Here is a 22,460-nt window from a genome sequence, read left to right on the forward strand (position 1 = left end):
TCCGCTTACAGTCTTCTTGCCGCAGTGCCAGCCCCCTGGCCCTGCGGTCGTTCCGTCCGGTGCTTCTGGCACCTCCCCCGGCGCGCCGTCGCGCAAATTCGCTTGGCCTGAGACCTGCCAGACCATACCCTCGAATTCGGTCTAAGCAAGAATCCCGACGGCGACAAGTGTTCCGATATGCGGAATTGTATTCCACAAAAATAATTCTCCCACAACTGGCAGTTTGCGGCATGCTGAGCGCGATGTCGCATGAACTGCTCAGAGGAGCCGAAAATGACCCGACGTTACGTCGATCTGTCTGTCCCGCTGGAAATGGGTATCGCCTCGGACCCGCCGCAGATGTTGCCGCAGATCAACTATGTAAACCATGCCGAGTCGGTCGACCTGATGACCGCATATTTCCCCGGCCTGACAGGTGAGGACCTTCCGGGCGGAGAAGGCTGGGCAGTCGAAACCCTGCAGATTTCCACCCACAACGGCACCCATATGGATGCGCCCTATCACTACCACTCGACAATGGATGGCGGGAAACGGGCGATAACGATCGACGAGGTTCCGCTTGAATGGTGCTTCAACCCCGGAGTCAAATTGGACTTTCGCAATTTCGAAGACGGCCATGTGGTCAGCGCCGCCGAGATCGAGGCCGAGCTGGACAGAATCGGCCACAGTCTCAGCCCGCTGGACATCGTCGTCGTGAACACCTCCGCCGGGGCGCGCTATGGGCAGGACGATTTCCTGCTGAAAGGCTGCGGCATGGGGCGCGAGGCGACGTTGTACCTGACCGAACGCGGCGTCCGGGTCGTCGGCACCGACGCCTGGAGCTGGGACGCGCCCTTTGCCTATACGGCGGAAAAATACGCCGAAACCGGAGACGCGGACATCATCTGGGAAGGGCACCGCGCCGGGATGGTGCAGGGATACTGCCAGATCGAAAAGATGGCCAATCTGGACCAGTTGCCCGCCAGCGGGTTCATGGTGTCGTGTTTTCCGTTCAAGATAAAAGCGGCCTCGGCCGGTTTCACAAGGGCGGTTGCCATATTGGATGATTAGGGCCGGATAATCCGGCCGGTCGTTCAGCGACGCACGCAGGCCCAAACCGTTCGGGTCGATTTTTCCTCGACCCGCGCGAAACCGGCGTCACGCAGGATGGTTTTACATTCCCGCATCCCCGGCACACCGTAGGCCTTGGGATGAAATTCCAGCACAACGGCGCGGAACCCGCTCAGGTCGGCGTGGCGCAAAAGGTCAAGTTCACCCCCTTCGATGTCCATCACCAGAACGGTCGGTTTGATCTCGGCGCAGGTGGCGGCGAAATCGGCCGTGTCCACGTCAACGGTCTTGCGTGCGCGCCCCTCGTCAATCAGGGACGATCCGAGATAACTGTTGTGCAGATGAAACGGGATGGTCTTTGGACGATCCGGTGCGCTGATGAGAACCGTGTTGCGGACCTGAATTTTCTTTTCCAGGTCGTTTTCCCTGTACAGCTCCTCGATGGCCGGAATCAGTTCGGGGTTGGCTTCGAAACTGTGGACCGACTTTGGCTTTGCGTTTTTTGCAATGACCGCGCCGACAAGGCCGATACCAGCACCGATTTCCAGAACGACATCCTCTGGTGTTACAACATGCAGCGCGCCCTCGATTTCCTGACCTTCGTATTCAGCCGCGTTGATCCGCGCGATGCGGCCTTCGTGCAGGAATTTGGACGGGGGCACCTTGACGCCCAGACAGACCGCAGCGGGGTCCACCGCTTTTTTGGCGGGCGTCTTCGGCGCGGATTTGGCCGATGAGGCCGAAGATTTCCTACGGCTCGCCGTCTTGGATTTTGCTGTCGTTTTGGTGGGCACTACCGCGTCCCTCATCTTGACTGTGTTGGCGCACATCCTGTGGTTTCAGCGCCGGAAAAGCAAGAAACGGCATGAGCCCGCGCCCCCGTATGTCCGGGATACGCAAAAGACTGTTACCGGCAAGGCTCACCCACTAGCACCGCGTGCGTACGGGCGGGCAGCCCTTCGACAGCATTGCGCCGAACGCAAGGCGGATATACCGCTCTGGGGGCTGTTGCTTTAGGTCAGAGTGACCTACCTTGTTGCCAAGGGAGGAGACCACGAAAGTTTAGGATGGTTTCCAAATGGCTTACACAGCAACACACACAGCCGGCGCGGCAATCGAGCCGGGCGTTTTCAAGCGTTTTCTGACCGCAATGTGGGACGGTCTTGTCCGCATCGGCGAAAACAGCACGATCATGCGCCAGGTCGACGCCTTGAACGCGATGAGCGACGACGAACTGGCCGCACGCGGTCTGACGCGCCAACAGGTTCTGCACCGCATTTTTGCTGGCAGACTGTACATCTGAACCAGGTGCGGGATTTCCCGCACAAACGGCACATCACGGGCGATGCGAAATCTGCGTGGCCACGGGTGTCCCTTAAGCGCCTTTACCGCCGCCATTCATTGGCATCGGTAAGGGCGTTTTTCGTTTCGCGATGTGTCAGCATCCCTGCAATCTTGCGCGATATGAGTTGACAACTCAACTCACACCCTAGATTTTCCCGATGACACCAGCCACGGCAGTGGCCCATACGGGAGGGACAAGTTCATGCGAACACAGGTCGCGATTATCGGCGGTGGGCCATCGGGCCTTTTGCTGGCGCAGTTGCTAATGAAGGATGGTATCGACGCCATCATCCTGGAACGCCAGACCAAAGACCACGTTCTGAGCCGAATTCGTGCCGGGGTTCTTGAAATGGGTTTTGTCGATCTGATGCGCAAGGCGGGCGTCGCCGAGCGAATGGATCGCGAAGGCATCCTGCATGACGGCACGGTACTGTCCTACGACAACGACCGCGTCAGAATCGATTTCACCAAATACGCGGGCCGTCCGGTGACGGTATATGGCCAGACCGAAGTGACCCGCGACCTTTATGAGGCCCGCGAGGCTACAGGCGGCGAAACCCTGTTTCAGGTCGAAAATGTCGAACTGCACGACCTGAAATCCGACGCGCCTTACGTCACATTCCGCCACAACGGAGAGGACAAGCGCATTGATTGCGACTTCGTGGCCGGGTGTGACGGGTTCCACGGCGTCAGCCGCAAGACCATTCCCGACACCGTGCGCAAAGAGTTCGAAAAGGTGTACCCCTTTGGCTGGCTGGGTGTGCTGTCTGAAACCCCACCCGCGCACGGGGAATTGATTTATGCCAACTCAGGGCGCGGGTTTGCGCTCTGCTCGATGCGGAACGAAAACCTCAGCCGCTATTACATCCAGTGCGATCTGAGCGATAAGGTCGAAAAATGGTCTGACGATGCCTTCTGGGATGAGCTGCGCCGCCGCATTCCCCAGGACGTTGCCGAAACGATGGTCACGGGGCCGTCGATCGAAAAGTCGATCGCACCGCTGCGGTCGTTCGTGACGGAACCGATGCGCTGGGGCCGGTTGTTCCTGTGCGGAGACGCTGCGCATATCGTGCCACCAACCGGCGCCAAGGGGCTGAACTCGGCCGCATCGGATGTTTTCTATCTGCATCGGGGTCTGGTGCAGCATTTTCAGGAGGGCGATTCCGCTGGCATCGACCAGTATTCGGAAAAGGCGCTGGCCCGTGTCTGGAAAGTCGAGCGGTTCAGCTGGTGGATGACATCGCTGTTGCACCGGTTCCCGGGACAGTCCGAATTCGACCTCAGGATGCAACAGGCCGAACTGGCCTTTCTGATCGAAAACGACGACGCTCAGGCGACACTGGCGCGCAACTACGTTGGTCTGCCATACTGACCCGGTCGCATGCGGGAGGGCAATCATGGAATTGGCACACGGACATAAACCCATCACGGCGCCATCCGGCGTGCCCGAATGGGATGTTGATCCATATGACCCCAAGGTTCTGACCGACCCGACCGGGTTTTTCGCCGATCTGCGCGGCAAGGGGGCCTTTGCCTATCTCAGCCAGTACAAGATGCTTGCCTGCGGTGGGTACGAGGTGACGAAAGAGGTTTTTTCCGACCACACGCGGTTTTTGTCCTCGCGCGGGATCGGCGTTTCCGATTTCCTGCTGGAAGAACCCTGGCGCCCCCCGTCCATCGTGCTTGAGGTGGACCCTCCGGCGCATACCCGCACGCGGCGTGTCCTGACGCGCGCGCTGTCGCCCAAGGTGGTGGCCGATCTGCGCGATGCCTTTGCGGCCGAGGCTGACCGGCTGGTCAGTGAACTGGTCGGCAAGGGCGAGATCGACGCCGTGACGGATTTGGCTGAGGCTTTTCCAACATCTGTTTTCCCCAAGGCGGTTGGGATCAAGGCGCCGGATGCGCGCAAGCTCATCGATTATGGGGCGATGGTGTTCAATGCGATCGGGCCAGACAATGCGCTGCGCCAAAAGATCATGGGTATGGGCCCCGAAATCGTGCCGTGGATCAACGAACACTGCCAACGCGACCAGTTGACCGGCGATGGCATCGGCGCGGCGATCTATGCCAGCGCCGACGCAGGCGACATTACCGAGGACGAGGCCGGAATGCTTGTGCGGTCGCTCCTGTCGGCGGGGGTGGACACGACCGTGACCGGCATTGGCAACGCGTTGTGGTGCCTTGCCCAATACCCGGATCAATTCGCGTTGCTGCGTGATGATCCGTCGCTGGCCATGGCCGCCTTCGAAGAAACGCTGCGCTTTACGTCACCGGTTCAGGCCTTCTGCCGCACCGCCGGTTGCGACACCGAAGTGGCCAGCATTGCCATCGAAGAAGGCAGCAAAATCCTGTGCGTTCTAGGCGCTGCCAACCTCGACCCGGACCAGTGGCCCGACGCCGAGAGGTTCGACATCACGCGCAAGACCGCTGGCCATCTGGCGCTGGGGGTCGGAGTGCATATGTGCGTCGGCCAGAACATCGCCCGCGCCGAGGGGCAGGCCGTTCTGCGCGCCCTGGCCGAGCAGGTATCGGCCATCGAACCTGTCGGCACGCCGGTGTGGCGGGCGAACCACGCCATTCACGCGCTCGACCGGTTTCCCATCCGTCTGGTCCCGAAATGAACCAGCACCGAAAGACCCAATTGCCCGCCTGCCCCGAAGGACGCCTGTCGCATCCCACCTGCAAAAATGCGCAAGGCCGACAGGTGATCGACACAAACACCTATATTCCCTATTTCCTCGCGGCGGTGAACAACGCCCTGTCGCGCGGGGCCTCGGCGCGTTATCTCGGCGATTTCGGCGTAGGGGTAACCGAATGGCGCGTGCTGTCGATGCTGGCGGCCGAACCCGGCATCCCTGCGGCACGCATTTGCGATGTCATCGCGCTGGACAAAAGCGCGGTCAGCCGCGCCATCGTCAAACTGGACGAAATGGGCATTCTGGACGTCGATGTGTCAGCCACCGATCCCCGGCGAAAATCGCTGTCCCTGAACGCCGAGGGCAATGCCCTGCACGATCGCATACTGGCCACTGCCCTCGAACGTGAGGCAAAGCTGATCCAGGGCGTCGATCCCGATGATCTCGAAGCTTTTCTGCGTGTGATGCGGCAGCTGCGAAAGAACGTTCGAACGCTTTGACGCTAGGTGCGATTAGCCTGCGCTTTCGGTATCGATTTCCACCAGCACCTCGCCCAGCCGGACCTGCGTGCCGGATGCAACCGGTATGGCGCGGATGGTGCCGGACACGTCTGCGGTGATCTCATGCTGCAGCTTCATCGCCTCGAGAACGGCCAACCGGGTGCCCGGCGTGACCGCGTCGCCCACCGCCACGTCAACTGACAAGAGCTGACCGTGCATCGGCGCGGTGATCCGCCCTTCGCCGGTCCGTTCATCCCGCTTGGCCGAGGCACCGACCAGCCCCACCAGGAACGTCCGGGTGGCGGTTGCGATATGAATGTTCCTGCCATCAAAATGATGGCCGCGCAGGTCGATCCGCCTGCCGTTGATCCGCAGGTCCGGCACAGAGCCTGAAACCTCGAACTCGTGGCCTTCCCACCCGACGACAAGGCCGGCCGCAGCGCGGTCGTGGACTGTCACATGCAGGTCCTGCCCGGTATGGCGCACCAGCATCGGCCGGGACAGTCCCCCGGCGCTGGACCACCCCAAAAGCGGCGCGGGGATATGTTTGGCTTGCGCGACGTGGCGGGCCTGCTGCGCGCGATAGATCAGCGCCGCCGCCAGCGCCAGGTCCTCGGGCGGCACGGCCTCCTGCGCGGCAAAATCATCGCCCAGGGTGTCGTCGATGAAGCCGGTTGTCGCCTCCCCCCTGGCAAAGGTGGCATGGGTCAGAAGGGCGCGCAGGAAAACGCGGTTCTGCGTGACCCCCAACAGGATGGTGTCCTCCAGTGCCGCGATCAATCGCCTGCGCGCCTGCCCGCGATCCGCGCCATGGGCGATGATCTTGGCCAGCATCGGGTCGTAAAAGGGGGAAACGGCCATTCCCTGTACAACCCCGGCATCGACGCGTACCCCGTCGCCCTGCGGCGGCTGCCACCGCGCGATCGTGCCGGTGTCCGGCAGGAACCCGTTTGCCGGATCCTCGGCATATATACGCGCCTCGATCGCGTGTCCGTTCAGCGACACGTCCGATTGGGCGAAACCCAGCGGCGCGCCCTGCGCAACGGCCAGTTGCAGCGCCACAAGGTCACGCCCGGTGACAAGTTCGGTCACGGGATGTTCGACCTGAAGGCGGGTGTTCATTTCGAGAAAATGGAAATCGCCATTTCCGGACATCAGAAATTCGACCGTACCGGCCCCTTCATATCCGATGGCGCGCGCTGCATTGACCGCGGCGGCCCCTATTCGATCCCGCAGATCGGGTGACACACCGGGCGCGGGGCATTCCTCGATCACCTTCTGATGCCGCCGTTGGAGCGAGCAATCCCGCTCGCCCAGATGCACCGTGGTGCCCTGCCGGTCGGCAAAGATCTGCACCTCGATATGACGGGCATTGGTCAAGGCTTTTTCAAGGATGATCTCGTCCGAGCCAAAGGCCGATTTCGCCTCGGCGCGGGCCAGCCCCAATGCGCCTGGAAACTCCTGCGCCCGGTGCACCAGACGCATGCCGCGCCCGCCCCCACCTGCCGCGGCCTTGATCATCACCGGATAGCCGATCTTGTCTGCTGCCGCGATCAGGGTCGCATCCGATTGATCCGGGTCCTCGTACCCCGGGATAACCGGGACACCGGCCTTGATCATCAGGCGTTTTGCGGCCGCCTTGTTTCCCATGACGTCAATCGCAACGGGCAACGGGCCGACAAAGACCAATCCCGCAGCCCCACAGGCCCGGGCAAAGGACGCATCTTCGGACAGGAACCCGTACCCTGGATGGATCGCCTGTGCGCCCGAGGCTTGGGCCGCCTCCAGAATGCGATCTGCGCACAGGTAACTGTCAGAAACCGGACCGGGACCGATATTGATGGCCTCATCGGCGAAGGCCACGTGGGGGGCGCCTGCGTCAGCATCGGTATAGACCGCGATGCACCGCATCCCCATGTCGCGGGCGGTCTTCATGATCCGCAACGCGATCTCGCCCCGGTTGGCAACCAGAAGGGATGTAAATTCACTCATGGGCGTGCGACCCCGAAGGTGTTGGGGCGCAAGGCACGCGCGCGCCCCTCGCGGCAGGTTTGCAGGCAGAACCCGATCACCTTGCGCGTCTCGCGCGGGTCGATCATGCCGTGATCCAGCATGCGGCCCGAGGTGTGAAAGGCATCCGATTGCTGATCGAAATGCGCGGTTATGCGGGCGCGTTGCCTGGCCAGTTGCACCTCATCCACCGGGGCTCCCTTGCGCGCGGCCGTGCGGCGGGCAACCTGTTCCATTGTCGTGGCGGCCTGTTCGCCCCCCATGACCCCCGTCATGGCGTTGGGCCAGGTCAGCAGGAAATCAGGATCGAAGGCATAGCCGCACATGCCGTAATTTCCGGCGCCAAAGCTGGCCCCGATATAGAACGACAGTTTGGGAACCCGCATGTTGGTCACCGCTTGAATCATCTTGGAGCCGTGTTTGATCATGCCGGCCTGTTCGTATTCCGTCCCGACCATGAACCCGGTGGTGTTGTTGAGAAAGATGATAGGCGTGCCGGACTGATCGAGAAGCTGAAAGAAATGCACCGCCTTGGTGGCCCCATCCGGATCAAGCGGGCCGTTGTTGCCGATGAGGCCGACGGGATGCCCAAAGACACGCGCCTGAAGACAGACAGTCGCCGGACCATACTCCGGCTTGAACTCACGCAGGTCGGACCCGTCCACCAGCCGCGCGGCCACCTCGCGCATCTCATAGGGTTTGCGATAGTCCACCGGCACCACCCCGGCCAGTTCGTCCGGGTCATGGCGCGGTTCGTCGAACCCTTGATCTTCGCCGGAAAGCGCATCGTTCCAGTTGAGATCAGCAATCACGTCACGCGCGATTTCGATACCATGGGCATCATTTTCGGCCAGATATTCCACGAGGCCCGTGGTCTGGGCGTGCATCGCCGCGCCGCCAAGGTCCTGATCATCGGCGATCTCGCCTGTCGCCGCCTGCAACAGGGCGGCCCCGGCCAGCATCGCCATCCCGTTGTCTTTCACACCGATCACGTAATCCGACAAACCCGGCTGATACGCCCCGCCCGCGGTCGAGGCCCCGTGCAAGATGGTCACCACCGGAATGCCCGCGGCCGACAGGCACGCCAGTCCGGAAAACAACCCGCCGCCATGCGCCCAGAGTTCGACCGTGTAGGACATCAGGTTCGCGCCCGCGCTTTCCACGCAATGCACAAACGGCAGTTTCTGTTTCAGTGCGATATCCAGCCCGCCCAGCGCCTTTTCCACCGTCTTTGTGGTCGACGCCCCGGCATTGATCCCGGCATCATCGATATAGACAAGGCAGCGCACGCCCGAGATATACCCGATCCCCATGATGACGCTTGCGCCGGGGATTGTCGTTTCCGGGTCCGGGTCATCCACGAGGCAGGACGCCATGTTATAGAGTTCAAGAAACGGCAACCCCGGGTCCAGCAGTGCGGCCAGCCTTTCACGCGGGCTGAGCTGACCACGCTTGTCGAACACGGCACGGCGTTGTTCGGATTTGGCGGTTGCGCGCGCCTCCAGCCCGCGCATCTTGTCGACCAGCGCCAACATGTCCGATCGGTTCCGGGCAAAGCTGTCGGATTCGGGATCGACCTTGCTTTCAAAAACGCTCATCTCAGCCCTTTCCATATCTGCCGGTCCACCGGGATCGGCGCGGCCAGCAGCAATTGGGCATAGCCCTTGGCCTGCGGGTCGTTCCTGAGCGACCTGGTGCCGCCCCCGCCCAGCGCATCATGCAACAGAATGTTCATGGACAGGCTCCCGGGTAAATAGAACCGTTCGATCCGCCCTTTCAGAAAATGACCGAACACCCGGCGCAGATGGTCATCGCACAAGGCGTGCCAGATGAAGGGCATCAGGGTTTCATGCCGCGCAATCACGCCGATATTGGCGATGTCCCCCTTGTCGCCGCTGCGCGCCCAGGCAAGGTCGATGAGGGGAACGTCGAGCACCTCACCGCTCAGGTCCGGCTGGGCCGGTGGATCGGGCCGATGCGGTGGCTTTGACGGAGCAGCGGCGATTTCAACGGACGCCCGCCGCGCGCCGGTCGCGTCTTCGATGACGATCTCGACATCCGACTTAGGCGTTGGAAAGGAAAACAGCGCCATCACCGGCGACGGCCTGGGCCGCGCCCCTGCAAACCCGCTGAGCCCGGGCGGCGTGGCAAGGCCCAGTCCGGTGGCCTCTTTCAGGAACAGGGCAACCGCGCGCGCATCGGGGTGTTTGACGGCGATCTTGGCGGCAACCTCGCGTGCCGGGCCGCTTTGGCGCAGCGCGCCGAACTGGGTTTCCGCGCCAATCAATTCCACGTCCACCTCGGAAAAATCCGGTGCGTTCCAGCGGTGCAGGGTTTTGCGCGCCCGGCTGATGGCCGCCTCGGCAAAGGCGCGTGCTTTTTCCTCGGCTTCGATCCCGTAAAAACTGAACAGGTGGCCGCCACGGTATCCGTTCTGCCAGATCAGGCAGGTCTTGTAGCTGTCGGGCGCGCCCCGCCCCTTGGCCCCGCAAACCCGGACGCGGTGCTCAGCGGTTTGGACCAGCGTGACGTCGGAAAAATCGCAGACAACATCAGGCAGGACATAGGATTGCGGGTCGCCGATTTCATAGAGCATCTGTTCACCCACCGTCGCGGGCGACACCAACCCACCGGTTTCGGCGGGCTTGGAAACCTCGAAACTGCCATCAGCGCTGATCTCGGCAATGGGATACCCGATATCGGCCATGCCACCCGGAACGGCCTTCCAATCGGTGAAATTGCCGCCCGTGGCCTGCGGCCCGCATTCTAGGATATGCCCGGCAAGGCTGCCTCCGGCCAGTTGATCCAGTTGGTCCGCGCCCCAGCCGAACGCATGGATGCAGGCGCCCAGTGTCACGGCACTGTCCACGCAGCGACCGGTGATGACGATGTCCGCCCCGGTATCCAGCGCTTGGGCGATGGGGAAAGCCCCAAGATAGGCATTGATGCTTTGGATCGTGCCGGGCGCCGGAAAGGACGCGCCGGTAAACATGTCGCTTGGCGCCCTTGCGGCGATGTCATCGCGTTGCACCATCAGGTCATCGCCCCGCACAACGGCGACCCGCAGATCCAGCCTTTGCCGCGCGATTTCTCCCCTGAGAGCGGCCGCACATCCCAACGGGTTCACGCCCCCGGCATTTGAAACGATACGCACACCCTGACGGGCAATTTCCCCAAGGTTGCGGGCCATCGCCCCGGTAACAAAGTCGGTCGCATAGCCCAGGCTTTCATCGCCGGCACGCATGCGCGCAAGGATCGCCATGGTGATTTCTGCAAGGTAATCATAAACGACAAAGTCCAGATTACCCGCGTCCAGCAATTGCCGGGTTGCATGCGCCGCATCCCCCCAGAACCCGCTCGCGCCACCGATCCGCACAGGTTCTTGGTCGGTTTTCATCGTGGGCTCCGGCAGTCAGGATGGACGGTAGGGCGAACCCTGCCAAATGCCTTGGGGCGATGCAATCCTGCCGTGCCACATCCGGCTCTGCCGTCCCAGTAGGGCGGAATTCAGAAATGGAGCGCAATCTTGATCGAGCGGGGCCACTTGCCAATCGGGCGGCAAGTTGTCAGCGTCGGGAAAATTCCAAACGGAGCCCTTTCAATGTCCGATCCGGTGCTTTTTTCCCCGCTCACGCTGCGCGATGTGACCTTTCCCAATCGCATCACGCTGGCCCCGATGTGCCAGTATTCCGCCACGGACGGATTTGCCAATTCCTGGCACCTTGTCCATCTGGGCGGGTTTGCCAATGGCGGATTTGGTGCCGTGATGACCGAGGCAACCGCCGTTTTGCCCGAGGGCCGCATCACCCATGGCGACCTGGGGCTGTGGTCGGATGACCATGCGCAGGCGCTGAAACCGGTGATCGACTTCGTGGCGAAAGCCGGGGCCCTTCCGGGGATCCAACTGGCACATGCCGGGCGCAAGGCCTCGATGCAGCGCCCGTGGCGCGGGAACGGACCGTTGACTGAAACCGATTTTGAACTGGGTGACACGCCCTGGCCGATCAAAGGTCCCAGCGCCTTGCCCGTTGATGACACCTGGCTGATGCCGCAGGAAATGACCCAAGCCGACATTTCCGAACTGACGGATGCCTTTGTCGCCGCCGCACGTCGCGCCGATGCGCTGGGGTGTGCCTTTGTCGAAATCCATGCCGCACATGGGTATCTGTTGCAAACGTTCCTCTCCCCCGCCACGAACTTGCGGAGCGACAGGTATGGCGGTGATCTGGCCGGGCGCATGCGGCTGCCGCTGGAAATTACCGAAGCAGTGCGCGCGGTTTGGCCGGACGGCAAACCGCTTTTTGTCAGGATTTCATCGGTCGATGGTTTTGAAGGCGGGTGGCAACTGGACGACAGCGTGGCGCTGGCGCGCGAATTGAAACTGCTGGGCGTCGATGTGATCGACTGTTCCTCGGGCGGCAACCAGGGCCGCACCAAGGTCAGCGCCGGGCGCACGGTTCCGCCCGGTTATCAGCTGGGCTATGCCGCCGAAGTGCGCGCCAAGGCCGGTATCGCGACCCAGGCGGTCGGCATGATCCTCGACGGCGCACAGGCCGAGGCAGCATTGCAGGCGGGTCAGGCCGATCTGATCGCGATTGGGCGGCAAGCCCTGTTTGATCCGTTCTGGCCCCGCCATCAGGCCTATGACATGGGCGTCAACGCCTATTCCGACTGGCCCGAGCCCTATGGCTGGTGGCTCGACAAGCGCGAGCCAAGCATCCAGGCCGCGCGCGCGAAACCCTGATCAAAGGAGGGCCAAATGGCTTTTTGCGAACTGCGCCAATACGAAATCCGGCCGGGATGCATGGCGGACTGGCTGAAACTGATGGAAGAAGAAATCATACCGCGGCAGGTTGCGCTCGGCATGATCATCGCCGGCAGCTTTCGGGGCGGAGAAGATGACAGTGTTTACGTCTGGCTGCGCCGGTTTGAGAGCGAAGAGCAAAGGGAACGGCAAACGAGGCGTTCTATGGATCGGACGTCTGGAAAACCACCCTGCAACCCAAAGTGGGCGAACTGATCAACCGCGAAACCATTCAGGTGCAGCGCATCGTTCCGACCGCCTTGTCCGTTCTGCAATAGCGCGGATGAACACCCACATGGCGCGCCCTCCCTATGAGCGAGCGCGCCAATGGCGCTGCTCATGCAGGCGGTATCGAATAATCCTCATCCGAGACATGATCCAGCCAATTGGCGGTGGCCCCATCCACAGCCTCTTGTATCGCCAGATGCACCATTCCCGTCGTGGCTGTGGCGCCGTGCCAGTGTTCTTCACCCGGCGGAATCCACACCGTATCCCCCGGCCGGATGATACGCGGCGCTTCGTTCCGCAGCGCGACTAGGCCGACACCGGACAGAACGTGCAATGTCTGGCCCAGCGGGTGGGTGTGCCACGCGGTCCGCGCCCCCGGTTCAAATGTAACGCGCAAGGCCCGGACTCGAGCCGGTTCCGGGGCATTGGCAATCGTGTCCTGCCATACCGTTCCGGTGAAATAATCTGACGATGCCCTAAGCGTTTCGCGGGACCCGGCGGCGATAATTTCCATGTCTGCATCCTTTGGAATGACACCGCCTTGCAAGCGGTTGGACCAGTCATAGCGCATTCGCGCCACGGCGAACACCGCCTGTCACACTGATCGCCAGACCATGGCTTAAAATGTATCGGGGTGCCACAAACGAAAAACGCCCGGCTAGACTGCCGGGCGCTTTTCATTATTGTCGGCAGAGTTCCGTTACACGAGCAGCGAACTTTCTGCGCGAGACACATCCTCCGAAACGAAAACATCCGTGTCGTCCAGACGGAAATCAGAGATCTGACCGTCCAGCGAACTTTTTCCGCCTCCGCTCAGCTTCCAGTCGCTGGCCCCGCTGATCTCGAAATCGGTAGAGCTTTCATCAAGGACAAGCACACCGTCGATCATAACCTGCATCCGGTCTTCAACATCGTCGATCAGCACGAATGCATTGTGAATGTCCGTGTCATTCAGGCCGATGTCATTGATTTTGAAAGCCTTGAACCCTTCGTCCACCGTCGCCGCACGGATGACAAAACCATCATCCACGACCTTCATCATGAGTTTCTTGCCATTCCAGAAAATCTTGGATGCACTCCCATCGGCTACGTCGCGGGAGAAATCGACAGAAACCGAAAGCCGGTCAGAATCCTCGAACTCTTCTTGACGACCGATCCTTGCAAAGTCCCGGTTGCCGTCGAAATCAAGCACGGCACCATCGCTGGTTTGCAGGACCTGAGCATCGTCTTTGAGGATCTTTTTCTTTCCGTCCAGGCTCGCAATATCCAGCACGATTTCACCGACACCGGTCACAGGTGTTCCTCCAGGATCACCCGACGAACCACCAGAGTCCGCTGTATCACCTGTACCACCGGTTCCACCCGTGTCAGCCGTATCGCCTGTGCCACCGGTTCCGCCAGTGTCAGCCGTATCGCCTGTGCCACCAGTTCCGCCAGTGTCAGCCGTATCGCCGGTGTCACCAGTTCCGCCAGTGTCAGCCGTATCGCCGGTGTCACCAGTTCCGCCAGTGTCAGCCGTATCGCCGGTGTCACCAGTTCCGCCGCCTGCAGGAGGCAATCCGGAGTCGTCTTCGGAGACAACCTTGTTGATTGCCGATCCGGCCCCGTCGAACAGCGTATATTCAGGCTGCGAACTACTCAGTGAGAAATCGCTCAATTCACCCGCGAAATTCGTCTCGTTCCAGGGGTTGCCCAAGGTCAGGGAACGCGGGAAATCGTTCAGATCGCCAGCAACTGCCTCAGAGGCGCGCACCGAACCGTCGACAAGAATCTTCAGCGAATTGCTGGCGCTGTCAAACACGATCGAAATGTCATGCTTGGCACCATCCGTCATCGACACGCCGCTGGTCACTGCGGTAATCCGGCTGCCATCGTCCGCAAACATGTCGAACACGAAGTTGCCCGACTTGTCGACCGAGGCGATCATGCTGCCATGGATACGGAAAATTTCTCCCCAGTTTCCCGCACCGCCAGTTGACTTGAGGGTCATCGACAGGTCGAATTTGTCAGTTCCGAACAACGCATCCAGTTCCGTCGCGGCGATTTCCGCCTGAACGCCGGTGGCGCCCAAAACGATACTTTTTTCGCCGTTTGCAGACTTCAGATCCAGATCAGGCGTATTGTTGGCCTCTTCCAGACCATAGCCGTGGCTGATGAACGATCCGCTGGCACCATCAAAGGAAACCAGCAGTTCTCCGGCTACGCCGACAACGTATGAAGATGTCGACACCGACCCATCTGCGGCCACGACCTTGAGCGCGACATTGTAGTTGCCGGGCTGGTCAAAAGTGCGCTGTACGAGCGGACCGGTTGATGACGTTCCGTCGCCGAAGGTCCAGAAGTATTGGGTCTCAGCTGGATCCAGCAAACCTGCCGGGCCAGCCGACAAGCTCGCATCGAACACCACCGAACTGTCATTGTTCTGACGCGATGTAACCTGGAAAACCGCCTGAACCGAAGATGGCGTAACGTCGAACTGCGTCATCGCTGCGCCAACGCCGTCGGCTGCGCTGTCCGGTGTCACCAACAGACTTGTACTGCCGTCCGTGGCGGGAACACCCTCGACAAACAGGTTGCCGACATAATTAACGGCCTGCGGATCGTCATAGTTCACCGTCAGGTTGCCGATCATCTGGATACCGCTGGCCGCGGCAATGTCATACGCGTTGCCATAGATACCCGCCGAAAGATTGTTTTCTACCACGAGGTTACGTGTGCCATTGGCCAGGTTGATCATGGGCTGATCGGTCACGCCACCACTGCTTTGCACAAGAGAGTTGTTCGACAGCGAACCGCTGACCACACCTTCCAAGCGCACCGCCTGCGAGTCGCCCAAGTGAATCACGTTATCTTCAATCTGGACATTCTTGAATGTTTTGCTGAAGTTATCCTCGAAATAGATGCCCAGCAGAGACTGCCCATCGCCTTCTTCGAAGAGGTTGTCGCGAATGACGAAATTCCCGCTGGCCCCAGTCTGCGAAGTTGTGGTCCAGAAGTGGATCATGTCACCATGGTCGCCCAACCCGCCCAGTTTCCACGGGTTGAAATTGTAGAAGTGATTTTCGACAACGGTCACGTTGCTGTTGTCACCACCCACCAGCGGCGACGTCCGCAGATCGTGAATTTCGTTTCCAAGAACAACGACACCGTCGTTGGCCCCAAGAACGATCCCGCGCGTGAATTGCGAGATATCGTTGTTCGCAAATACGAGGTCGGTGGAATTTTCGGCGGTGATGCCTCGCCCGATAGGCTCGCCCATGATCCCATATTCGGTCTGAGTACCTGGTTCGGAGTCTGCGGGAACGCCTGCGATGCTGACCCCGCCTTCCAGAACCGAATTCTTGACCTTGATCGACGACGAATGGTTGATCTTGATCGCACTGCTCCATTCCAGGGTCTGTTCATCTGGAACGAAATCGACAATCAGGTTGTCGAAAGTCAGGTTGTCACACTGATAGACATTCAAGGAACCAATAACGGCCGGGTCGGATGGTGCGGCGGAAATGATCGTCACTTCGGCGTCAAACGAATAGTTGGACAGGTTCAGATCGCCGTAATCCCCAGCGGCGAGTTTGATCCGGTCGCCCCCAGTGGCGTTTTCCAAAGCAGTATAGAGTTCAGCTGTTGAGCCAACTGTAACTATTGCCATTCATTCTCTCCTCGTTTTCGCGACAAACGGTCGAGCAAGACCAAAACCGTTGCCGATTAGGAGGTGAATACACATGGATTCGGAATTTTTCTGGTTCAAATTGTGTCAGCATCATGCACTCAGCCGAAAGTTGCTGACACATTGGCGACATATTGCGACTTACCGGTTTGACATCTTCCTAAGTCTTTTGACAACCAATGCCGGGTCAGACGCCACCCTGCGAATTTTCAAAAGCGTGTCACGTACCGGACCCAGACTGTTGTAGCGATAGGTTTCAAGCTCGGGCCAGGCCTGCCGCACGGTTTCCTCGGCGGCACGGCCATTGCGTTTCCACTCAGCCGGCAAGCCGATCATCAGCTCGATCACCCTGCGTGTCACCAGAGGTGCGTAACGCACCAATGTGGGATCACACGGGAACTGTGCCGCGCCCCACGGCCCCATGCGTTGCTCGACATAGGCGAGATCCAGATTGTGCAGGGTGTTTTCGAACGGTGCCGCCGCCATCCAGTCGGACAAACGGGCAACCACCTCGTCTTCCTTGCGGAACCCCATGCGCCCGGTCAGCGTAGCGCCGGACACAGCCGTCTCCGGGGTGTCCGAGGGCTGCCAGAAAAACGCGCGGCTCACCTCCCCGCCAGCGCCGCCCAGCAGAACATGCTCGGCGCGCAAAGGCGCAACACTGGGATAGTACCAGGAATTACCGTCCGCCACACAGTGCCCCCCCAACCGCAGATAATGGTCGCGCTGCTGATCGGATGCGACCTGTCGGGGCAACTCCATATGGTGAAGGCCCTCTCCCCGCGCGATCATCCGGGCCATGACGGTGTCCATCGAATGACCATCCGCGCCGGTCACGGTGACAAAGCTGGCCTGATCCAGAAACGGCCGCGCACAGGCCAGAAGCATCCGCGTGTCCCGCCCGCCGGTCAGGGAAATGGCGACCTTCTTTTCGCTGCTTGTCAGAATGCCGTATTGCTGGCGCACCAATTGCACGATTTCCTGAATGCTCTCGCGCGGGTCGCTGGCCTCGGGAATATCAGAGGTCGGCCAGTATCGGACAGCGGTCCATGTCTGCAGGTCGAGGTAATGATTGGGCAGCAACCGATCGACACCCCGGTGCGCGGTCAGCCCACCGGGGAACCAGCCGCTTTTGTCGACACCAAGGGCATTGCTGAGCGCGTGCTGAAACCGATCCTCATACGCGGCATCGCTCAGGATTGAATTCGCACTGCATCCCGCCCGTTTCGCCGCGGCGTCAAACACGCATGGCACCAGCGCAGAGCAATCGGGATAGATGCGCCCAATGCCACCCAGGTCCGCAATCCACAGGAACCGCCCCGCAAGCGAGGTTATGACGGCTTGGGCAAAGCGATCCGGGTCATTGTTATATGCAAACCCAAAGCGGTGGGGTGCAGCGATCATCCGGTTGCCCGCCAGATCAATGGGAAAACCGATCAACCAGCCGACAGACTGCCCCGTCTGATCAGTGACCGGCACACACTCCATGTCCGGACCCACCGTCAGGTGATACCCCGCGGCAGCAACCGCGCCGGGTTCGGGGTTTGTCGTCAGCCTGTATTGCCAGGCGTCCATTGCGGGTAACGTCATTGATCAAAAATGCTCCAAAGGAATGGAATGATGATCCGCCTCAGGTTTTGGAGGCGGTGACAATCAGAAACACGCCCCCCAGAATGGCAATCAGGCCCACCGCGGCCTTGGCGTTGAACGCTTCCGTTCCGGACGCGATTCCATAGTAGAAAAGGCAGGCCGTCACCGAGGCCGTCACGATGGCATAGCTGGTTGCCAGCGGCAGCCACCGGATGGCCAAAAGATAGGACCCCAGCAAAACGACGCTTGAGACCATGCCCATCCAGAACCAAGGCGACAACAGTATCCCCCGGGCGATCAGTGCAACCGACCCCGAACTGACATCGACGCTGTGGATCGCCTTGCGGAACAGGATGTTCGCGCCGACGTTGCACGAAATGGCAAGTCCGATGAACATCCAGGCGATGACGTAAGTTCCCATTTTAACGGTCCTGATATCTGATTTCGATGTGCGGCCCGCAAAACGGCCCGTCGTTTGAGATGGGGGATGCAAGGCCCATCACAGCGGCAACTCCAGCGTTTTGGCCGCGATGACAAGCAAGACGACCGTCACCCCGACATAGCGGCTGATCTTGTCCTTGACGGCAAACTCCACCGGATCATGGCTCATCTTTCCGCGCCGCGCGCGCACCCAGATGCGGTTGCCCCAGTAGAGCAGAACGAAACTTACCGCCCAAAGCAGATCGGGCGTCTTGTAGATTCCGGTAACCTGGGTGTCGTTCACGAACAGGGCAAAGACGACGATCGACGCGGTAAAGGCTGACACACCGAACGTGAACATGCTTTCAACGTCCGACGCCACATATCCGCGCCCCGCGGCAACGGCGCCGTCGCCCTTGAGATTGGCCAGTTCCGTATAGCGTTTGAGATAGGCCAGGCTGACAAAGAAGAAGATCGAAAACCCGGCCAGCCAGGGCGAAATGGCGACGCTGATCGCGGCCGCCCCGGCAAACAGCCGCAAGGTATAGAGCAAGGCCAGGGTCATCACATCGACCGTCTGATACCGCTTGAGGAAAAAGGAATAGAGGTTCGTCGCTACGAAATAGACCAGCAAGACAAAGCTGAATTTCAGCGACACAAGGGCGGCGATGACAAACCCCAGCATCGGCAGGGCCAGCGCCCCGACCACACCCAGCTTGAGTGGCAGTTCCCCCGAGGCCAGCGGGCGGAACCGTTTCTTGTCGTGCAGGCGGTCCGCCTCGAGATCGAGAAGATCATTCAGGAAATAGGCACCCGACGCCACGACCGAGAAGGCACAGAATGCCAGCAGCGCCAGCAGCACCTTGGACAGGTCGCCATATTGGTGGCTCATCAGAAGGGGGACAAACACCAGCACGTTCTTGACGTATTGCTGGGGGCGCATCCCCCTCAGCAGCGCCTTAGATGTGCTGCCCCGCGTCTGAAATTCCTTTTCCAGTTTGCCCTGCTTGCGCAGGTCTTCGACATGCCGGGACGGGGCGTTGACCGTGACGGCGGCAGTGGCGCGCTCCCAGATGGGAACGTCGGCCTTGCTGTCCCCGACATAGGTAAACGGCTCTTCGCCCGCAAAACGGCTCATATGATCGCGCTTGCTGGACGCCTTCATGTTCACCGAGTCCGAACTGGCCAGAATCTCATCATCAAAAATCTCAAGGTGATCGGCAATCCGGCGAGCGTGGGTTTCGCTGGCTGCCGAGGCCAGAACCAGCCGGTCGCCGCTTGCGTGTCTTTCGCGCAGATACTCCACCACCTCGCGTTCATAAGGCAGGGCCTCGACCTTAAGATCGCAGGTTTCGGCCACGCGCCGCTTGGCATGCGCGCGCCCCTTCATCAGCCAGCCCATCAACCGGAAAACGGCCAGAGGGTTCTTTTTGATCAGGCGCAGTGAGGATTCGACAAACAGGTCCGAGCGGATCAGCGTTCCATCGATGTCGACAAACGTCAGCCGGTTTTGTTCGGTGTCCGGGCGTTCAATGGTCATTTAATCAAATTTCTCCGCACGCCTTTCGGCCATGCATCTAACAACTGGGTCAAAGGCTGAGGCGATCATTTCCCCGCCCCTTTACGACAGGCCGAATGCGTGACCGAAATACACAATGCAAATTGTTCAGCTTCAAGGCCAATATCTGGCATTTCTGGCACCATGTCACTGTCCGCGCGCCACGATTGTATCCACGGATTGAATCGCACGGGCGAACTCCATCGCGTTATGCGCGCCCGCCAGAACGATCACCGTACACACAAGAAGCCTTGCAAATGTTGCCCCACGCCGGGCCAGCGGGTTTGCCGCGATCACTAGCAGCACCGGGCCGATCTGCGCCGCATAGAGAAACACCTCGGCGCCATAGACAAGGTAGAACACCAGGAACAGGATCAGGGAAACCAGTGCCGATACCTGCAGCCGCTGCCAAGCAAGGCTGCGTTCCCATGTCGGGGTCAGGGGGCCATTTGCATAACTGCGGACAATCTGGATCAGCCCCGCTGCCAAAAGCGCGACCCAACTCAGGGCAGCCGCAATATGAAGCGTGCCGCCAAAGCCATAGTTATACATCCGCAAAACAAATTTTCCCGGCGTGCTGAGCGATTCAACGATTTCATGCACTGGCGCGATGGCCGGGGCAATCAGCACAAGGGCCGGGCGCCACTGGATCGGGTTGGCCTGCGCCTGGCCGATGAACTGTTTTTCATTCATCAGCGACAGGACGTTAAAGAACAGACCCGCATCCCCGAAAATGCGGTCCTGAATGACGGCAATGACCGCAGTCAGAACGAAGGCGCCGCCAAGATACAAAACACCGCGGGCAAAGTTGCGTCGGAACGCGGCCCAGATCGCCGCCGGGCGCAATGCATCGAGCACCCCGGTCGCCGCAAGGGCACCGGATACGGCGATCAGGAAATTCGTGGTCGTGATCGACAGGGCCGCGATGCCGCCAAAGATCATCGCAATGGTGCGGCGCAGGGGGTCACGAATGTCGATCCAATAGACCATGTGCAGGGCAACAAGGATCGTCGTCATCGAAAACGGATAGGTCGACGGCACCGTCATCCAGAACACGAACCCCGCCGAGCTGAGCATGAGAAGGGTGCCAAGGACCCGGTCCGGAAACACCAGACCGCCCCGGCGCAGCAAGGCCCAGAAGGCAAAGGTGCCGATGCTTGCATTCAACGCCAGCAAAAGGGCGACGGCGGTCAAAACGTCGCCGGTGATCTTGATCAGAAGTACCGTCGGGGGCCACAGCAGGATCGAAAAAATCGGGTGCTTGAACAGCCCCTCGTGCCCGTGCTCCCGGACGCTCAGGTTTTGCACGACGCGGGGCAGGTCGCTGTCGAACCACACATCGACGAACTGCCAATCGGTCAGCGCCGCCGGCAGGGCCCGAAACCCGAACCATGAAATGCCGAACGCCAGGGCACACAATACCAACGCTTCGGCGGCGATGCTGACCGGGGTGCGGCGCTCGATCGCGGCTTCGTTCAAATCATTCAAACCAACTGACCCCTGGGGTTAATTCTTATCCTGGGACGTTGTTTATGCTTTACTTGATCGCAATTCACACAGCTACCAAAGATTTCCCTGCATGTTGCACCGCAGCAGAAATGCAACGTCGGCAGCGATCAATTCAGCCGGTTTTGGCGCGATTATCATCATTTCATCAACGGTCCTGGCCAACCTCAGGGCCACTGCGCGGGCTTGTCAGTTATCTGTTGCGTTGAAAAAGGTGCCCCAATACTCTTTGGAAAGAACCAATTTTTTTGGAGTATCAGAATTGCTCAATATTTCCGCCTCAGACGTCGTCGCCGACCCTTTCCCTCATGTGATTTCCGACCAGATACTGGATCCGTCCATGTACGCCGCGCTGCGGGCCGACTATCCCGATTCAAGCATCTTTGAAGACCAGAAAAGCGAAACCGGCGTAACCGGGAGCCGAACCGGTCAGGGGTTTGACATCTATCGCGGCGACACCAGTTACGACAGCCTGATCGCCCGGTCCGAAGCCTGGGCCGAGTTCGACAACTGGGTCAACTCGCCCGCCTTCGTCGAGAAATTTCTCGAACTGTTCGGGCCGCACCTGGAAGATATCGGATGCCGCGCCGAGATCCTGCCGGATCGCTACGACCACGGCCTGATCGAAGGCCGCTCGGGCATGACGGCCAAACCGACCCTGCGCGAGCGTCTGAGCAACGTGCGCGATTCCTTTATTCCGAAACGGGGAAATCTGGGCGCGGTCGATCTGTTCACGCGGCTTGATATCCACAAGGCTCTCAAGGGGTATAACAAGGCCGTGCATTGTGACCGCGCGAACCGGTTGTGTTCGCTGATTGTGTATTTCGTGGATTCCGAAAAGGAAGGCATCGAAGGCGGCACACTGACCCTGCACAAACACCGCGAGAAGAAAGCCCCGCAGGATTACGAACGCCACCCCAAGCCCGAGGACGCCCCCGTGATTGCCACGTTGTCGCCCAAGGAAAACATGGGCGTCTTCTTTCCCTGCTGCAACAACTCGTATCACGGCGTGAATGCGATGAAGAGCAATGGCAAGGAACGCGACTATCTCTACATCAACATTTCTGGGCAGACGGACACCTTCTGGTAAACCGATCCGCAGCCTGATGATCCGTTAACGGCGCTCACTTGGGCGCCGTTTTCTCAT

Annotated in this window: 18 protein-coding genes; 8 read left to right on the forward strand and 10 right to left on the reverse strand. The window is 60.1% G+C overall.

The window, feature by feature from the left end; all coding sequences use genetic code 11:
- The first annotated feature begins 273 nt into the window (after positions 1 to 273).
- Positions 274 to 1,050, forward strand: a complete 777-nt coding sequence (locus ACXYMO_RS15265; protein WP_458879595.1) for a cyclase family protein — start codon at positions 274 to 276, stop codon at positions 1,048 to 1,050.
- A gap of 23 nt (positions 1,051 to 1,073) precedes the next feature.
- On the opposite strand, the gene ACXYMO_RS15270 is transcribed toward ACXYMO_RS15265, so the two are convergent.
- Positions 1,074 to 1,859, reverse strand: a complete 786-nt coding sequence (locus ACXYMO_RS15270) for an FkbM family methyltransferase (protein ID WP_458879596.1) — start codon at positions 1,857 to 1,859, stop codon at positions 1,074 to 1,076.
- Between the two features lie 269 nt (positions 1,860 to 2,128).
- Between ACXYMO_RS15270 and ACXYMO_RS15275 the strand changes: the two genes are divergently transcribed.
- The 4 genes from ACXYMO_RS15275 (at position 2,129) to ACXYMO_RS15290 (ending at position 5,530) form a co-directional block, all read left to right on the forward strand.
- On the forward strand, positions 2,129 to 2,353 hold the full coding sequence (locus tag ACXYMO_RS15275; protein WP_458879597.1) for a hypothetical protein: 225 nt from the start codon (positions 2,129 to 2,131) through the stop codon (positions 2,351 to 2,353).
- A gap of 243 nt (positions 2,354 to 2,596) precedes the next feature.
- On the forward strand, positions 2,597 to 3,766 hold the full coding sequence (pobA, locus tag ACXYMO_RS15280; RefSeq protein WP_458879598.1) for a 4-hydroxybenzoate 3-monooxygenase: 1,170 nt from the start codon (positions 2,597 to 2,599) through the stop codon (positions 3,764 to 3,766).
- Positions 3,767 to 3,791: 25 nt separating this feature from the next.
- Positions 3,792 to 5,015, forward strand: coding sequence for a cytochrome P450 (locus ACXYMO_RS15285; protein WP_458879599.1), 1,224 nt, complete (start codon positions 3,792 to 3,794; stop codon positions 5,013 to 5,015).
- Entirely contained in the window at positions 5,012 to 5,530 is a 519-nt protein-coding gene (locus ACXYMO_RS15290; protein ID WP_458879600.1) for a MarR family winged helix-turn-helix transcriptional regulator, read from the forward strand. The genes ACXYMO_RS15285 and ACXYMO_RS15290 overlap by 4 nt, the downstream gene beginning before the upstream one ends.
- Before the next feature lie 12 nt (positions 5,531 to 5,542).
- On the opposite strand, the gene ACXYMO_RS15295 is transcribed toward ACXYMO_RS15290, so the two are convergent.
- From ACXYMO_RS15295 to ACXYMO_RS15305, 3 genes are read right to left on the reverse strand one after another with little or no spacing between them, the layout of a single operon-like run.
- Complete coding sequence (locus ACXYMO_RS15295; RefSeq protein WP_458879601.1) at positions 5,543 to 7,522, reverse strand: acetyl/propionyl/methylcrotonyl-CoA carboxylase subunit alpha; 1,980 nt, start codon at positions 7,520 to 7,522, stop codon at positions 5,543 to 5,545.
- Complete coding sequence (locus tag ACXYMO_RS15300) at positions 7,519 to 9,138, reverse strand: acyl-CoA carboxylase subunit beta (RefSeq protein ID WP_458879602.1); 1,620 nt, start codon at positions 9,136 to 9,138, stop codon at positions 7,519 to 7,521. Before ACXYMO_RS15300 ends, ACXYMO_RS15295 begins: the two co-directional genes overlap by 4 nt.
- On the reverse strand, positions 9,135 to 10,937 hold the full coding sequence (locus ACXYMO_RS15305; RefSeq protein ID WP_458879603.1) for an acyclic terpene utilization AtuA family protein: 1,803 nt from the start codon (positions 10,935 to 10,937) through the stop codon (positions 9,135 to 9,137). The genes ACXYMO_RS15300 and ACXYMO_RS15305 overlap by 4 nt, the downstream gene beginning before the upstream one ends.
- A gap of 204 nt (positions 10,938 to 11,141) precedes the next feature.
- On the opposite strand from ACXYMO_RS15305, the gene ACXYMO_RS15310 reads away from it, so the two are divergent.
- Positions 11,142 to 12,284, forward strand: a complete 1,143-nt coding sequence (locus ACXYMO_RS15310; protein WP_458879604.1) for an NADH:flavin oxidoreductase/NADH oxidase — start codon at positions 11,142 to 11,144, stop codon at positions 12,282 to 12,284.
- A gap of 15 nt (positions 12,285 to 12,299) precedes the next feature.
- Positions 12,300 to 12,560: an NIPSNAP family protein gene (locus tag ACXYMO_RS15315; protein ID WP_458879605.1), complete on the forward strand. Its 261-nt coding sequence runs from the start codon at positions 12,300 to 12,302 to the stop codon at positions 12,558 to 12,560.
- 121 nt (positions 12,561 to 12,681) lie between these two features.
- Here the strand turns inward: ACXYMO_RS15315 and ACXYMO_RS15320 are convergent, their stop codons facing one another.
- The 6 genes from ACXYMO_RS15320 to ACXYMO_RS15345 form a co-directional block, all read right to left on the reverse strand.
- Entirely contained in the window at positions 12,682 to 13,086 is a 405-nt protein-coding gene (locus ACXYMO_RS15320) for a (R)-mandelonitrile lyase (protein WP_458879606.1), read from the reverse strand.
- Between the two features lie 186 nt (positions 13,087 to 13,272).
- On the reverse strand, positions 13,273 to 16,221 hold the full coding sequence (locus tag ACXYMO_RS15325; RefSeq protein ID WP_458879607.1) for a right-handed parallel beta-helix repeat-containing protein: 2,949 nt from the start codon (positions 16,219 to 16,221) through the stop codon (positions 13,273 to 13,275).
- 159 nt (positions 16,222 to 16,380) lie between these two features.
- Positions 16,381 to 17,829, reverse strand: coding sequence for an asparagine synthetase B family protein (locus ACXYMO_RS15330; protein WP_458879608.1), 1,449 nt, complete (start codon positions 17,827 to 17,829; stop codon positions 16,381 to 16,383).
- 40 nt (positions 17,830 to 17,869) lie between these two features.
- Positions 17,870 to 18,250 (reverse strand): hypothetical protein, encoded by a 381-nt coding sequence (locus ACXYMO_RS15335; protein WP_458879609.1) that lies wholly within the window; start codon positions 18,248 to 18,250, stop codon positions 17,870 to 17,872.
- Positions 18,251 to 18,328: 78 nt separating this feature from the next.
- Complete coding sequence (locus ACXYMO_RS15340; RefSeq protein WP_458879610.1) at positions 18,329 to 19,789, reverse strand: UbiA family prenyltransferase; 1,461 nt, start codon at positions 19,787 to 19,789, stop codon at positions 18,329 to 18,331.
- A gap of 165 nt (positions 19,790 to 19,954) precedes the next feature.
- Complete coding sequence (locus tag ACXYMO_RS15345; protein ID WP_458879611.1) at positions 19,955 to 21,295, reverse strand: hypothetical protein; 1,341 nt, start codon at positions 21,293 to 21,295, stop codon at positions 19,955 to 19,957.
- 280 nt (positions 21,296 to 21,575) lie between these two features.
- Here ACXYMO_RS15345 and ACXYMO_RS15350 point away from each other — a divergent pair, with 280 nt between their 5' ends.
- A complete protein-coding gene (locus ACXYMO_RS15350) occupies positions 21,576 to 22,403 on the forward strand; it encodes a 2OG-Fe(II) oxygenase family protein (protein WP_458879612.1) in 828 nt (275 codons plus the stop codon).
- The last annotated feature ends 57 nt before the right edge of the window (positions 22,404 to 22,460 follow it).

Source organism: Arenibacterium sp. CAU 1754, from assembly GCF_054482635.1.